11 protein-coding genes and 1 pseudogene are annotated in these 14188 nt (G+C 58.3%); 4 read left to right on the top strand and 8 right to left on the bottom strand.

Going from position 1 to position 14188, the window contains the following annotated elements:
* Nucleotides 1-36: 36 nt before the first annotated feature.
* The 8 genes and pseudogenes from AAFG50_RS35390 to AAFG50_RS35425 form a co-directional block, all read right to left on the bottom strand.
* Nucleotides 37-2063, bottom strand: a pseudogene (locus AAFG50_RS35390) (carbamoyltransferase).
* A gap of 255 nt (nucleotides 2064-2318) precedes the next feature.
* Nucleotides 2319-3107: an ABC transporter permease gene (locus AAFG50_RS35395; RefSeq protein ID WP_011084828.1), complete on the bottom strand. Its 789-nt coding sequence runs from the start codon at nucleotides 3105-3107 to the stop codon at nucleotides 2319-2321.
* Nucleotides 3108-3110: 3 nt separating this feature from the next.
* Entirely contained in the window at nucleotides 3111-4031 is a 921-nt protein-coding gene (gene nodI / locus AAFG50_RS35400) for a nodulation factor ABC transporter ATP-binding protein NodI (RefSeq protein WP_011084827.1), read from the bottom strand.
* Nucleotide 4032: 1 nt separating this feature from the next.
* Complete coding sequence (gene nodU, locus AAFG50_RS35405) at nucleotides 4033-5742, bottom strand: nodulation protein NodU (RefSeq protein WP_018646997.1); 1710 nt, start codon at nucleotides 5740-5742, stop codon at nucleotides 4033-4035.
* A gap of 13 nt (nucleotides 5743-5755) precedes the next feature.
* On the bottom strand, nucleotides 5756-6385 hold the full coding sequence (gene nodS, locus AAFG50_RS35410; RefSeq protein ID WP_014497813.1) for a nodulation methyltransferase NodS: 630 nt from the start codon (nucleotides 6383-6385) through the stop codon (nucleotides 5756-5758).
* Nucleotides 6312-7769, bottom strand: coding sequence for a chitooligosaccharide synthase NodC (gene nodC, locus AAFG50_RS35415; protein ID WP_011084824.1), 1458 nt, complete (start codon nucleotides 7767-7769; stop codon nucleotides 6312-6314). Before nodC ends, nodS begins: the two co-directional genes overlap by 74 nt.
* A gap of 14 nt (nucleotides 7770-7783) precedes the next feature.
* The gene (nodB, locus tag AAFG50_RS35420) at nucleotides 7784-8443 is read right to left on the bottom strand and encodes a chitooligosaccharide deacetylase NodB (protein WP_011084823.1); all 660 of its coding nucleotides are present in this window, start codon (nucleotides 8441-8443) and stop codon (nucleotides 7784-7786) included.
* Nucleotides 8440-9072: a NodA family N-acyltransferase gene (locus AAFG50_RS35425; RefSeq protein ID WP_011084822.1), complete on the bottom strand. Its 633-nt coding sequence runs from the start codon at nucleotides 9070-9072 to the stop codon at nucleotides 8440-8442. The genes nodB and AAFG50_RS35425 overlap by 4 nt, the downstream gene beginning before the upstream one ends.
* A gap of 793 nt (nucleotides 9073-9865) precedes the next feature.
* On the opposite strand from AAFG50_RS35425, the gene nodD1 reads away from it, so the two are divergent.
* The 4 genes from nodD1 to AAFG50_RS35445 all read left to right on the top strand — a co-directional run bounded on the left by nodD1 (nucleotide 9866) and on the right by AAFG50_RS35445 (nucleotide 14068).
* Complete coding sequence (gene nodD1, locus AAFG50_RS35430) at nucleotides 9866-10810, top strand: transcriptional regulator NodD1 (RefSeq protein ID WP_018646994.1); 945 nt, start codon at nucleotides 9866-9868, stop codon at nucleotides 10808-10810.
* A 633-nt stretch (nucleotides 10811-11443) separates the two neighbouring features.
* The gene (nodD2, locus tag AAFG50_RS35435) at nucleotides 11444-12436 is read left to right on the top strand and encodes a transcriptional regulator NodD2 (protein WP_011084818.1); all 993 of its coding nucleotides are present in this window, start codon (nucleotides 11444-11446) and stop codon (nucleotides 12434-12436) included.
* 586 nt (nucleotides 12437-13022) lie between these two features.
* Nucleotides 13023-13232, top strand: coding sequence for a hypothetical protein (locus AAFG50_RS35440; protein WP_014497819.1), 210 nt, complete (start codon nucleotides 13023-13025; stop codon nucleotides 13230-13232).
* 122 nt (nucleotides 13233-13354) lie between these two features.
* Nucleotides 13355-14068 (top strand): MerR family transcriptional regulator, encoded by a 714-nt coding sequence (locus AAFG50_RS35445; RefSeq protein ID WP_026312621.1) that lies wholly within the window; start codon nucleotides 13355-13357, stop codon nucleotides 14066-14068.
* The last annotated feature ends 120 nt before the right edge of the window (nucleotides 14069-14188 follow it).

The raw sequence follows: 14188 nt of genomic DNA on the forward strand, positions 1-14188 counted from the left end.
TGCACGCATGGGCGTGGCCATGCGCATGAGTCATGGCTATGTTCCGCTTTGTACATTATCGTGACGGCAAGCCGCGTGCAGCGGATGCAGGCGAACGCCCCGAAGCTCCCATACGAGCCGCAATTCCTTCACAAGATCTTCACGCTTGGCCTGGTCCAGCAGGGCTGTGTCGAAAAGCGACCCGAGCGACGCCTCGCCCTCGATTCGCATCAAGATCTCGAAAAGCTCAGGTGAGATACGCATACTAGAGTGGGCGGAATGTCCCATGCGGATCTCGCAGACCGTTTCCTGCCGATCTGGCGCTATGTGGGAGCGAACACGATGAAGGGATGCGTACGGCGGCAATGACGCAGCCAGCGCACTCCAATCCTGCAGTGATGCTGGCCGCTTCCTGACGAGGAACGGCCCAACAACAAGTCCGTCCAGATCAGTCGTCAAAAACGTGGTGATCGCATCTGACACGGACTGCACGATCGGCTCGGCATTGTTGTTAAATGAGGTATTTAGAAGAATCGGAAGGCTCGTTCGCTTCTTGAACGCATTAATGACGTCCCAGTAGGCGGGGTTTGTCTTGCGCGATACGGTCTGCAGCCGAGCCGTCCCATCAACGTGCGTGATCGCACCGAGCACGTTACCCTTGGCTTCACGCACGCGAACTACGAAGTTCATGAAGGGGAGCTGCCGCGTGCCGTCGGGGAGCTCAAAGAACTCGCTCGCATCCTCCTCTAATGCAGATGGCGCAAAGGGGCGATAGCTCTCGCGCTTCTTGACCACCGCGTTGATGCGATCCTTGTTTTCCGCAGGCCGCGGGTCCGCTAGAATGCTGCGGTTACCAAGCGCACGTGGGCCGAACTCAGAGCGCCCCTGAACCCAGCCGATTACAGCGCCATTTGCCATCCAGTCCGCCGCACTGGATGCTATGTCATCACTTCGTTGAATGTCGAGGTGGCCTGACCATGCGTTGAGCTCAAGCTCTGTGGCTTGCTCGTTCCCAAGATCGGGCCCCCAATAAACGTCCGGCAGTCGCTCGCGCGGCGCTGGCCTGCCTAGCTCGCTTGATACCATTAATGCAGCGCCGAGTGCGCAACCGGCGTCGTGCGCCGCGGGTTGAACAAAGATGTCGTCAAATAGCCCGGAATAAAGCAGCTTACCGTTCAGCGTGCAATTATGGGCCACCCCGCCAGCTAGGCACAGGCGTGTCATGCCCGTCGCTTTACGATGGTGCCGCAGGGTGTGAAACACGATCCGCTCCAGCGCTTCCTGCAGCGACGCGCTGACATCTCGATGCTGTTGGGTGAATGGCATTCCCTTTCGCCGAACCTGGATGTTGCGCAAAAGGGCTGGTCCGATTCGATCCAGGTGAACGCGATAGCCACCGCTGTCCAACAACTCGTAGAACTGCGCGAAGAGCTCGCGATAGCGATCGGGATCACCATACGGTGCAAGCCCCATCACTTTGTATTCGTCGAACATCCCGCAGCCGAGATATCGGATCGTCTCGAGATAGAACAGCCCAAGAGAGTTGTGTTCCGGGAAACTTACAAGCTGCGCAATTACGGTCCCGGACCCTACCGCCATTAAGCCTGAGAGAAAATCGCCCCCGCCGTCGATCGCAAACACCAGACTTTGCTCGAACCCGGACATGGCAAACGCGCTCACGGCATGTACTTCGTGGTGATTCACGAAGGAAACCCGGACGGATCGATCTCGGCCCCGAATTCCCGTGCCAACAGCTGCCGCAGCAACAGTTTGGGGTCCAACGGAACGGGCTGAGAAACAGAAAGGCGCTCGAGCATGGCTTTGCAGTAAGCTTCAGTCGCGTAGAACGCGATACGGTCGATGTCGCCGAGCTCGACTCCTGCGGTAGAAAGGCAGTATCGGATCGAATTGCTGGGGAACTTGTTGGAGTGCTTGACGCGGTTGAGGCGCTCCTCTTCGACAGCAGCAATTACGCGGCCGTCCTGCACAAGTACCGCAGCGCCATCGTGAAGAAATGTATTCGGCAGCTCCGGAGAGCTTTCATAGATTCTGTCAAGGCCGCCACTCAGTCCTATGCTCAACATCCCGTTCTCCATGGAAGGCCATGCCGTCCCACCGATCTAATCTGTACAGTCACGCGCAGCCGGTGCGCGTGCCAGGCAGCACAACACGACTTTGCAAGGTCCGATCGGCCGAACAGGCGGCCGTAGAGCTGGCTCGATCGCGGCTTCTCAAGGCCGTTTCACAAGCTGCTCTGACAGACCAGGTCACTCGCGAGCTACCGCGGAACGCATCATGACACTGCATCGCTTTGACTTCTCCGTTTCGCTGAACTCACGTCAACGCAGCAGGCGGCGCCGAAATAACGCGATCGACGCGAAAAAGGGCAAGACCGCGTAAACGCAGAGCGCGCCTACGTGTAGGGCGGCATTGTCGGCGCCGCGCTCAAGCATCACTGGGCGAATAAGGTCGACCGAATGTGCCAGCGGCAACAAGCCGGCAAAGTGCTGAAATGAGTCGGGCATTTGGCTCGTCGGAAAGACCGCGCCACACAAGAACACCATGGGCGTAAGGACGAGCGACTGGTAAAACACGAAGTAATCGTAAGTTGGCGCAAGAGATATGACGACCATTGCCAGGCTGGCGAAGACAAGGCCCGTAAGGGCGATTGTCGGTATCGCACAAAGAACCGACGTCCAGGATGCATAACCCAGGGTGGCAGCGACAATCCCGATTGCTGTCCCGGCTAGAACGGACTTACTGGCCGCCCACACCAACTCACCTAGAACGATATCGCCAAGCGTGAGCTGTGTGAACAAAATTCCCTCCCAGGTGCGCTTGACATCCATCCGAGCAAAGGCTGCGTACAGAGTTTCAAAGGTCGCGGATGTCATAGCGCTAATCGCGACCATACCCGCCGCCAAAAACGCAATGTACGAAGTCCCCTCAACCCGTCCCACAATGAGTCCGAGCCCAAAGCCAAGGCCAAACAGATTGGTTATGGGATCTGCGAGGTTGCCGAGAAGCGATGCAAGCGCGACTTTCCTCCATGCCAAGTAATTTCGACGCCATACCGCGGTCCAATTGTACGCATTAGCCGGCATGACCGACGCATAACCATCATCCATCGCTCATTTCTCCATCTCGCGCCCGGTCAACCGCAAAAACACGTCTTCGAGATTCGGGGGGCGCTGCAGAACGCGAAGGTCCGTTCGCCCGCGCAGGTGCACGCTGATTTCGTCCGGACATCGCGCGTAACAAAAAAGCGTCTCTCCACTCACTTCGATATGCCGCGCATACGGCCTGATCAGCTCCCGGAGTTGATCTAGATCACCGCCATAGATCTCGATCACGTTGCAGCCGATATGCTCGTCGATCAAGGCGTCTGGCTTGCCTTCGGCGATTTTGCATCCACTCTCAAGCACGCATAGCCGATCGCAAAGGCGTTCGGCCTCTTCCATGAAGTGAGTGGTCAAGAGGATCGTCTTGCCGCGCGCAAGAAGAGCCCGCAGGCGTTCCCAGATCAGGTGGCGAGCATGCGGATCGAGCCCCGTCGTCGGCTCGTCCATCACGAGTAGATGTGGATCATTGATCAGAGCGCGCGCCAGCGTCAGCCGCCGCTTCATACCACCGGACAAAAGGGAGACGCGCACGTCCGCCTTGCTTTCAAGCCGCGCAAACTCAAGCAACGAGGGCACAACCGCTTCGATCGTGCGAGCGCTCATGCCGAAATAGCGGCCAAACACAAGCAGGTTCTCCCGCACGGTGAACTCGGGCTCAAGGTTATCGAACTGCGGCACCACGCCTACGCGCACGCGCGCCGCACGAGCGCGGGAAGGCACAGGCTCATCGAGGACCGTAATCTTGCCTCGATCGGGGGAAATCATGCCGAGGAGCATGCGTGCAATCGTACTTTTGCCAGCTCCATTTGGCCCAAGCAGCCCGAAGCACTCTCCGCGCGCAACCGAGAACGACAGGTCATTGACGATAACCTTGTCCCCGAATGACTTTCTCACGCCGACAAGGTCGATCGCCATATTGGACATGTTCATCTTAGGCTGACAGAAGTCGTTCCGTAGGCGATGACTTCTTGATGACCGTTTTGCTCCAGAGCATGCCCTCGCACCACACATGCTCGACGCGCCCCCATTGGCATGCCGCCGCAGCATCGGGAAAGAATCCCCGTCCATGGAGGTTGGCGCTCGTGGTGCAGAGCAGCGGAATGCCGGTGAGTTGCTCAAATTCGATGAGAAGCGCAGCAATTTTGTGAGGAGAGTTGCGGGAAATTGTCTGCAGCCGCGCCGAGCCGTCGAGATGTACCACTGCCGGGATCTTGTCGCGCCAATTCGCCCGGGTTTGGTGATCGAATAGCATGTAAGGATCTGGCGTACCCGGGCTGAAGATCTCCGGCGCACGATCTTCCAGACAGATCGGCACCACCGGCCGGAAGTGTTCGCGCCGTTTGATGTCGTTGAGATGATCCTTCATCTCCGGGGACGTTGGGGCCGCAAGAATGCTTCTACCGCCCAACGCCCGCGGCCCGAGCCCGGCACACCCGGAAAGAAAGATGACGGGCTTGTTGTCAGCAAGAATCGAGGCAAGTTCAGGCAGACTGCACGGCGCCGCCTCCCAGTCCGGCGGAACCTCGCTCTCCTGCAGGGCGGGGCCACTGTAAACTGACCATTCCAACGGCTCGAAGCCATCTTGCGCTGCCATAGCGCCGCACGCCGCGCCGATTGCCGAGCCACTGTCATTTGGAAACGGCGGCACCCAGACATCATCGAATAATCCGGTCGCGCGAAGCGCGCTGTTCCATTTGATGTTGAGACCGCAACCTCCGGCGATGCATAGATTTCGCGCTCCCGGAAGCGACGAGTGCCGTAGCAGAACCATCGCGATCTCCTTAACGAGAAGACGTTCCAGAAACACATGAAACGACGCGAGGACGTCCTCCGCGCGCTTGGCCTTCAGGCGCAATGCGCTTGACTCGAAGAAGTCGTGAATAACTGCGAGAGACGCTTCCGCATTGTTGATGTTTTCGCGGTAGCGACGAGCCTGCTCCGTGTCAGCCGCTGAGCGCGTTTCATAAAGCTCCTGGAACACTTCCACGATGCGTTCGTCCACGGAACCAAGCTCGATGTAGGCCATCAGCTTGCCAGCAATGCCCAAATCCCAACTGGAGCGGTTCGGCTGCCGGTATGGGCCGAAGTGAAGGCCCGCGGCGGCATAGGCATGGCCAATCATCGGAAACAGCGATCCGATGAGCCGCGCGCCCTGGGGCTCGACATAGTAAAGGCGTGGAAAGATACAGCCGTCCCATACCAGACACAACGCGGGTTTCCCCGCGCTGGCGAAAGGACTGGTGCTATATGCTGAGGCGACATGGCCCGTGACATGCGGGTAGCTCTTATATGGAAACTCCTCGCCTCCGAGGAGGAGGCCATAGCCGTCGACGGAATCAAGGAGGCCCTCAGCATGACGCTCGACATATGGCGCGCCTTTTAGCGCGACCGGCACCGCTCCGCTTAGGAGCTGGAACTGCGATTCATTCTCCCCGTCCCAGCCATCAATCACGAACTGATCGATGTCGCGCGGATTCAGGCCATGCTCCGCCAAGGCGAAGACGACTGCATCGAGATTGTCGACGGACTGATAGCGAGGACCATTGCCGCGCTTCTCTTGCTCGACGCAAAAAAGACGCCGACCGTCCTCGACGACAGCAATTGCTCCGTCATGTGTCAACTTTATTCCGCAGATGCGCATACGTCCTCCTGGCCTAATGACCGGCGTTTGATTGTGCCGACGCGCCGCCCGGCTTCAGAAACCGGACGATCAAGCAGTCTTCGCTCGCCGACCCGGTGCAGCAGTGCCGGCGCTCGATCTCTGATAGGCTCTCATTGAAGAGAGCGATCACCGTCTCAGCACCGGCAGCATGCCCCCAGCGTTGACATATTTCATCACGCGCAGACCCGAAAATGAGAGTCTCATCTGGCGCAAGCATACTCACCAGGTTGCGGATAGCCGCATGCATCTCGACGACGTCCCTGAGGTAGTAAAGAACCTCAGCCACGACAATCAAATCGAATTGCTCAGTGGTCGAGAACCGCTGAATGTCGCAGGTCACCCAACTAATATGTGACCATTTCCCGGTCCGCAGTCGCGTTCGCTCGATTGCCTGCGGCATGACATCCACGACCGTAAGTCGCTCGCATAGCGGCGCCAGCATCTCCGTGAATGCACCGGCTGCACATCCTACTTCGAGCGCAGACGCCGCATCTCCGTCGCGGCGCGACATCCGGAGCATTTGCGCGTATCGCTGCTGCTCGAACGCACTAGTGTCGAGGCGCCACGGGTCGTCGACAGCCAACTCTCGCTCTAATAACTGATGGTTTTCGTCCTGAGTCATCAGCCGACCACTTATTTGTAGACAGTCGAACGATCGCGACCGGAAACACTCTCCGTCGCCGCCAGGCTCGATGGAGGCTGCGATAACGCCGCCTTACGAATAGGAGCAGGCGCCCCCCTACACCAGCAGGACTTCGTCCGGCATTCGGGTGCAGGATGACAGGCTGTTTCCCCTCTTCCGTCGGCATATCGGTGACTTTCCGAGATAGCCAATCGCTATTGCTCAATGTACAAAGCGCATAGGCCTTCAAAGGCAGTAAGAGACAGATATTGATCGGCGTGTGGAGCGAGAAGCCGATAAACCGCAGCTCGCGGGCACGAAGCGCTGCCACACAGCACCGGACCGTAGTCATTGCAGCAATCGTCAATCCCGTCCACCAGGGTATAGAGCCATCGATCAGGAGCTGTGCGAGCGCAGCAAGTGATGAAATGGCGAGGAGCAATGGGCCGAGATTTTGCCCGATAACGTCTAGCGTCAAATAACCATCGAGCTCTGGCAGCAGGCGCCAAGCAAGAAACGTATCTCGAAAGGTACTTCGCGCCCAGCGGAGTTGCTGTCGTAGATATGGCCGAAGACTGTGCGGGACGACTGTGGCTGCTATGGCGTCCGGAACGTATTCGGTTCGAAACCCCGCCTTGAGCATGAGTATCGTTAGGTGGCGGTCCTCGCCGAAATCGCTCGGCTTCCCACGAAAGAATTGGGCTTCATATTGATCAAGAAGCAAGGCGAGCGCGGAACGCCGATACATGGCACATGGGCCGCAGCAACACATGACGGCACCGAAGCGCGCCTGTGCCGCGCGCTCTTCGTTGCACGCGAGCCAATATTCCATGTCGATCAGCCTGGTCAGCCAGGTCTGGTTGCGATTGCTCGCGATCAGCTGACCCATGGCCGCACCGATTCCCGGGTCATGCATCTTCAATACAAGCTTCGTGACGACGTCGGCAGCAAGTATCGTATCGGAATCGACGTTGAGAACCAGATCACCGGATGAGCTGCGTATCGCTGCGATCTGCGCCTTGCGCTTTCCCACATTGTTCGCCAACAAGATAAAACTGAATCTCGGATCGCTCGCATATATCCGGTGTACAGGCGCGACAACGTCGCGGTTTGCCGATCCGTCATCGACCACATATACCTGCATCTTTCCGGCGTAGTCTTGACTGGCAATCGACTCCAGACATTCGGCGAGTGTGTTCGGATTCTCGTTGAAGCACGGCACGATCACGTCCACAGCAGGAACGACCACCTCGGCTTGTCCAAGGTTGTCCAGCGATGAGTTGATCGCCGGCTGAGCATAAAGCGCTTGCACGCTCTTATAGATCGTCGATAGGAGCGCATAAGATGAAACGGCGGCAGCACTGGTCGTCGCGAGCAGGTCCATGGGGTGTCGTTTTTTCAGTGGAGTTGAGGGAGTGGACGGATTACAAACCCGCGCCGTTGTAGTGCTGGAATGAGATATGCCAGCGCCGTCCTGGTCTGATCGCGCAGCGTAGAGCCACTGGGCAATCCCTCCTCATCGGGAGGATATCCGTCGTGCAGGAGCACAATTGCACCCGGGCGTACGTTCGCCAGTACGGAATTCACAATTGCATCAACCCCGGGGCGGGACCAATCTCTAGGGTCGACCGACCAGTGCAGAGCCGTGAGACCAGCGCTCGCCGCCACTGCGAGCACATCTCGCGTCCATATGCCGTAAGGCGCTCGCATATGCCTGGGCGAGGCCAGCGGGCACGCCAGACGGATGGCTTCGCTCGCCGTCAGCACCTCGTCGTGTAGCTCCGTAGGTCCGCATCTGGATAGATCAGGATGGGTCATCGTATGGTTCGCAACCTCATGCCCTTCCGCAATCATTCGTCGGATGAGTTCAGGATGCTCCGTCGCGTACGTCCCGATGACGAAGAATGTCGCGGGGACCCGATGTTGCGCCAGGACATCGAGCACCTCTGGCGTACAAAATGGATTTGGCCCATCGTCAAAGGTCAAATGGACAGCTCGACTTCCGCCCGCGTCAGCGTAGTCGCAGCGGACAGTAGATAGGGTGGAACGCTCTGTCACAACTCAGGCCCGTTACGATCGATGACAGTCCCGGCCGGCCATTCGCTTATCGAGCGTCCGACCGGAAACACCACGACGATCACGTCTTCGATGCGCGTCGGCGATAAATTTGGATAGACATCCGGCAAGGTGGAGCGGACGCGAATGCCACGCATCAGGGTGGCGAGCCCCTGCCTTTCGACCAGTCGGGTCAAATGTTTTTCGAGGGCCGAGCGAACCGCGCCAAATCCGAATGGAACGCCGAGCTCCTGGAGTGCGGGATACATCACGCGCATTGCGTGGCCTATCCCGTGCCCCTCGAGATCGGGGCGCACCGCATACAACCCCAGTTCGGCCACAGGGAGATCGACTTCACCAACTTTGATGAAGCGGCGCAGTAGCCCGATGTGAGCCGCTACCCCGCGCGCGTCGTAACCAATTACGCGGAGCTCGGGTCTTGCTCCAGCCCAACTTCGGCTCCGCTCAAACGGCTGCGCATTGAACGCACCCGTCGGTCCGTAACTCTTGCGGAAGAACTCCGCGAGCTCGGCATGATCGGCGAGCTGCAGTTCACTTTCCCAACGAAGGCTCCACTGCACTTGAGCGCGCCCAGAAGATCCTTCCGCAGTCGGGGAGACGGCAATGTTCATGGCGAGCTTCCTTGCGCCGGTGGAATGAAGAGCGGGGATGGTCACGTCAATTCGCTATTCGCCGAACCGCCGATGAATGCTGAGATGCGCCGCCATGCTCTGTCGGAGCTCGGCACTGCTCGCCTACTCCGCGCCGCTGGCCTTTGCGCGACGGAGCGATCGCTTGATTGCACCCTCGTGCGGTTGATGCCGCGCTCACGATAACTCGGAAGCTGCCGACGAGGCGGTTGGGCTAGCCAGAACCTGTCTGCACCAGCGAGCTTTTGTGCCTGCAGTCGCATCGCCCTCCGGCGCTTTGACGTCTGAGGGCCGGCCATCGGCGCGCAAGCCTCATCGATGGCGCATCGGAGCGGCATCAGATCACACTGGCTTTTATACATCTTCGACACGCCCCACATGCACTGGACAGGCGAGCCATTTGGAACGGCGCCTGGAATTCTTGGCATCCGCAACCTGCGTCTGCCTCTATTCTTCGACACTAGAATGAGGCTGAACGCGCCCTCAATTGTACGCGGGTAAACCTGAAATATGGAAACGGATGATATCCGCATACCAACGTTTATCGGGACGCGCTTGGCGTTCGAACGGCCACGCTTAAGGAGAAACAACAACGCGCGCCCATGGTGCGCTCCCACGTCTGGGAGCTCTTCTCTTAGCTCACGTGAACGACCGGAAACCATCGTGGCGCGTCTAATTGCTTTTTCCAAACTTCAGTTTGCTATCCAACCTCCCCCAGTTTGGTAAAATCGATTGTTTCGATAGAACACATCCACACGATGGATAGACTCATCACATGCGGTTCAAGGGACTTGATCTAAATCTTCTCGTTGCGCTCGACGCCGTGATGACGGCGCGCAACCTCACAGCGGCGGCTCGCAAAATCAATCTGAGCCAGCCTGCTATGAGCGCTGCGATCGCACGGCTGCGCACCTATTTCCGCGATGAACTCTTTACTATGAGAGGTCGCGAACTCGTCCCGACACCTGGCGCGGAAGCGCTTGCAGGTCCGGTTCGCGAGGCTCTGCTGCACATCCAACTCTCAATCATATCGCGGGACGCGCTCGACCCTGCTCAATCGAGCCGACGCTTCAGGGTCATTCTCTCAGATTTCATGACGATCGTTTTTTTCCGCAGAATTGTGGACCGCATGGCGCAAGAAGCCCCCGCGGTGCGCTTCGAACTGCTGCCATTTTCTGATGAACCGGATGAGCTGCTGCGGCGGGGCGAGGTCGACTTTCTCATTCTGCCGGAACTTTTCATGTCGAGCGCGCACCCTAAGGCGACGCTGTTCGACGAGAGCCTCGTATGCGTCGGATGCCGCGCGAACAAGCAGCTATCCCGGCAGCTTACGTTCGAACAATACATCTCGATGGGGCACGTTACTGCCAAGTTCGGACGCGCACTGAGACCGAACCTCGAAGAATGGTTTTTGCTTGAGCACGGCCTGAGGAGACGAATTGAGGTCGTCGTGCAGGGCTTTAGCCTGATTCCGCCCCTGTTGCTAGACACGAGCCGTATCGGCACGATGCCCTTACGACTGGCCAGGCACTTCGAAAAGCGGATGCCGTTGCGGATCATCCAACCGCCCCTCCCCCTGCCCACATTCACAGAGGCCCTGCAGTGGCCCTCATTCCACAATACCGACCCCGCGAGCATCTGGATGCGTCGGATATTGCTCGAGGAAGCATCCAACATGGCATCTGGGGACCAGGAGCCTCCAACTCGCAGGCGCTGTTAGGCTTACCTTAAGCTGCGCTCTGAACATCCCCGGCACACTGTAGAACCTTCGACGTGCCCCGTTTTCTTTCGTCTCTCCAGGGTATGGAGGTGAGAAGGAGCCACAGACGCGCAATGCGACGATCGGTCGCGAAGCCTTTTCCAGTTGTGCGCGTGGTGACCTCGAAGGTGCGGTTTGATGCGCTCACGACGCATTCAGGCTACGTCCGGCAACCATCGCAGAAGAATATGCCTGCCGTGCAAATGTTTGGCTCTATCACTAAAATGTCTTGAACCGCACATTGCGTCAGGTTGTAGGTTGCTCTCGTGACAAGCGCTGCACGACCCAGCTGTCGACACCGCGCTTTGGCACGCTGACGAACACTGGGCTGATCTGCCATCAGCGGACTGAACGACCCTGCTGCGTGGCCGGCCGGAACCGGCAAGACCAATTAGCTTGGAGCTCCCGACGCTTTCCCGCCGCTGCCGATCGGCTTTCCGCCTGCTCTCCATTGTTGCGGTCATCTCGCAAGCTTCCTTTCCCGGGCGCAGGAATGAGCCGATGTCCATTGGGGCGGGCCAAGACGATTGCTCCAGGCGCTGGCGCCACCGCACGCTATTGCGCAGCAACGACGTTTGTGCCGGATAGGAAGAGATGCGTTTCAAAGGTCTGGATCTAAATCTTCTGGTCGCGCTGGATGCTCTAATAACTGAGCGCAACCTCTCGTCAGCCGCACGCAAGATCAATCTTAGTCAGCCGGCAATGAGCGCAGCCGTTGCCCGGCTGCGCAAGCATTTCCGTGATGAACTGTTTGGAATGAGGGGGCGCGAACTTGTCTTGAGCTCACGCGCGGAAGGGCTCGCGGCTCCTGTGCGCGAGGCTCTGATGCACATTGAACTCTCGATTATGGCCCGACATCCGTTCGACCCAGCTCGATTGAACCGCCGATTCAGGATCGTCCTTTCTGACTTCGTAACAGTTGTGCTCTTCCGAAATGTCGTAGCACGCGTCACGCGAGAAGCCCCCGCCGTCAGCTTCGAATTGGCTGCGCCGACCGATGAACACGAGCTGCTCCTCCGCCGCGGTGAAGTCGATTTTGTTATCCGGCCAGATTTTTTCATGTCCAGCACGCACCCCAGAGCGGCCCTATTCGAGGAGCGACTCGTCTGCGTAGGCTGCTGCACCAATAGGGAATTACAACCCCGGCTTACATTCGATCGATATATGTCGATGGGTCACGTTGCAGTTAAGCACGGAGGTGCGCCCCGGACGCCAGTTGAGCATTCCTTTTTGACTGATCTCGGACCCACGCGGCGCATCGACATCCTCGTGCAGAGCTTCAGCATGATCCCGCCTCTCATAGTTGGGACGAACCGCATAGGCACGATGCCATTAGGGCTCGTGAGGCATTTCCAAAGAACGATGCCCCTTCGGATCGTTGAGCTTCCGCATCCATTCCCCGCCTTCACCGAGGCGGTCCAATGGCCCTCACTTCACAACAGCGACCCGGGAAGTCTGTGGATGAGGGACATTTTGTTTCAGGAGGCCACCCGCATGGCAACTACACAAGAGCTCCGTGTGACCAGCAGCCCGGAAGACGCGGAGCCCCCGGGACATTTCGTGCGATCCGTCTCACCGTTGCCGTAAGCACATTCGCGAAGTCTACGAACCTCACATTCCAACACTTGTCTCAACACACAATTCCTGCTCGCCTGGCTTGCTCTTATTGCCGGGGGAAAGGATCCTTGCGGCAGGCAAGAGGCGCTTTCGCTCTTCGCACCTCCGCCTCGGGGGCGAGAAACGGCAGACTGCCGACTTGATGCTTTTAGGGACGGGAACGGAACGGGGCCGGCGAGCGACGGAGCAATGCCTTCGCACTGAAGCTAGGCGTTTACGTTGCAACGGCCGCGGCAGGGCGCAGCTCTCTCAAGAAGGTAGGCCAGGCACGGAGCTCTTGCCGTCAACTCCCTGGGTCGGTAGTTGCTCCCGATGAACGGAGATGATCAGCTTATTCGGATTCCTACCACCGTTCATTGTGAGCATAGAGATCGTCGGACTTGCCGTGCCGTCGAAGCTAGCATCGCGAACGCGTGTGGCCTGAACGCATCACACAGCAGCACATCACATCCTCATCGCTTTGCGCCGCAGGTATGACTTCTTTTGGCCCTACCGCAGCCAAACGTCTTGACGACGTGCGCTGCGCTTGACTCAATTTCAAACAAGGAGCTGAACGTTGAAGCTTTGCAGCGGGGTGTTCGATCCAGAAGAGCTATCTGCCCTCGGACGGCTTTATGACGGCGCCGTCGACGCGCTACCTCCGTCGATGCGGAGTCCAGAAAACTGCGCAGCAATCGCCAAACTTATCCTGGAGCGTACGGCGGCTGGCGAGGCTGAACTGGCACGCCTGGCGAACTTGTTGATCACCCTTTCTCCTGAGGGTTGATCAGCCGCCATTCTAAGGATAGTCACCACTCGCGCGCATGAATTAAAGGCGATTCAACTGGAGCTTAGAAATCCGCTTGAATCATACGTGACGTCAGGTTGTAGGCTTTGAAATTGAACAACATGAACAGAGCTACACCAAGACGGCGTCGATGGCGCATTGGCGAACTTGCAGAGGCGACCGGAGTAACGGTGCGCACGCTGCACCATTATGAGCACACTGGACTGCTAGCAGCGACAGAGCGCACTGAGGGCGGTCACCGGATGTATGACCGCGAAAGCGGGCAACGGGTTCATCAGATTCGCGCGCTGCGTGAGCTTGGCTTCTCGCTCGTGGAGATCCGTAAAGCTATGGAGGGGACGACCTCACTCACGGACTTGCTGCGCAAACATCTAGAGCGCATAGAAGTCCAAGTCGCGCGCACAACTCTGTTGCGCGACCGTTTGCGCAACATGACCATCGACAGCGAGGCGCAGGTAAGTGTGGATGAGCTGCCTGCCACCCTGAACGCCATGTCGCGCGCCGAGACGCGGAGTCAGACGTCCCGGTGCACCTGCAATTTAGCTGCGGAGCGAGAGGACCGCTGGCGGCGAATCCGTGATGATCTTCGCGACTGCATGGATGGGGGCGAGCACCCTTGCGGAGAGCGCGCAAAGGCTGTCGCGGTTGCAGCACGCTTGCTGATCAGCGAAATCGCCGGCGACGATTCACGTGTTTCGATGATCCTGAAGGTACTTGCACGATTAAGCGCGCCCCGCAGTCTGGCTGGTTGGGATCCCTGTCTAATGCAATATCTCGATCTTGCCCTTGGCGGATTGGAGGATCAGCCTTACTGACGCATTCATGGCGGGTTCCACACGCCGGTTAGGGCAAGCTAAGAAACGCTAGGTGAACCGGCCGCTCTCCGACGCGGCTTGGAGTTTTACGGAATCAAACGGAAGGATTGTCACCGCCGG

Source organism: Bradyrhizobium sp. B039 (assembly GCF_038965675.1).
GTDB classification, from domain to species: domain Bacteria; phylum Pseudomonadota; class Alphaproteobacteria; order Rhizobiales; family Xanthobacteraceae; genus Bradyrhizobium; species Bradyrhizobium diazoefficiens.

Excerpts from the sequence above, each read along its gene's own strand:
- nodD2 (WP_011084818.1), top strand. The coding sequence starts at position 11,444 with ATGCGTTTCAAAGGTCTGGATCTAAATCTTCTGGTCGCGCTGGATGCT.
- nodS (WP_014497813.1), bottom strand. The coding sequence starts at position 6,385 with ATGACTCAGGACGAAAACCATCAGTTATTAGAGCGAGAGTTGGCTGTC.
- AAFG50_RS35445 (WP_026312621.1), top strand. The coding sequence starts at position 13,355 with ATGAACAGAGCTACACCAAGACGGCGTCGATGGCGCATTGGCGAACTT.
- nodD1 (WP_018646994.1), top strand. The coding sequence starts at position 9,866 with ATGCGGTTCAAGGGACTTGATCTAAATCTTCTCGTTGCGCTCGACGCC.
- nodI (WP_011084827.1), bottom strand. The coding sequence starts at position 4,031 with ATGAACATGTCCAATATGGCGATCGACCTTGTCGGCGTGAGAAAGTCA.
- AAFG50_RS35395 (WP_011084828.1), bottom strand. The coding sequence starts at position 3,107 with ATGGATGATGGTTATGCGTCGGTCATGCCGGCTAATGCGTACAATTGG.
- nodC (WP_011084824.1), bottom strand. The coding sequence starts at position 7,769 with ATGGACCTGCTCGCGACGACCAGTGCTGCCGCCGTTTCATCTTATGCG.
- AAFG50_RS35425 (WP_011084822.1), bottom strand. The coding sequence starts at position 9,072 with ATGAACATTGCCGTCTCCCCGACTGCGGAAGGATCTTCTGGGCGCGCT.
- nodU (WP_018646997.1), bottom strand. The coding sequence starts at position 5,742 with ATGCGCATCTGCGGAATAAAGTTGACACATGACGGAGCAATTGCTGTC.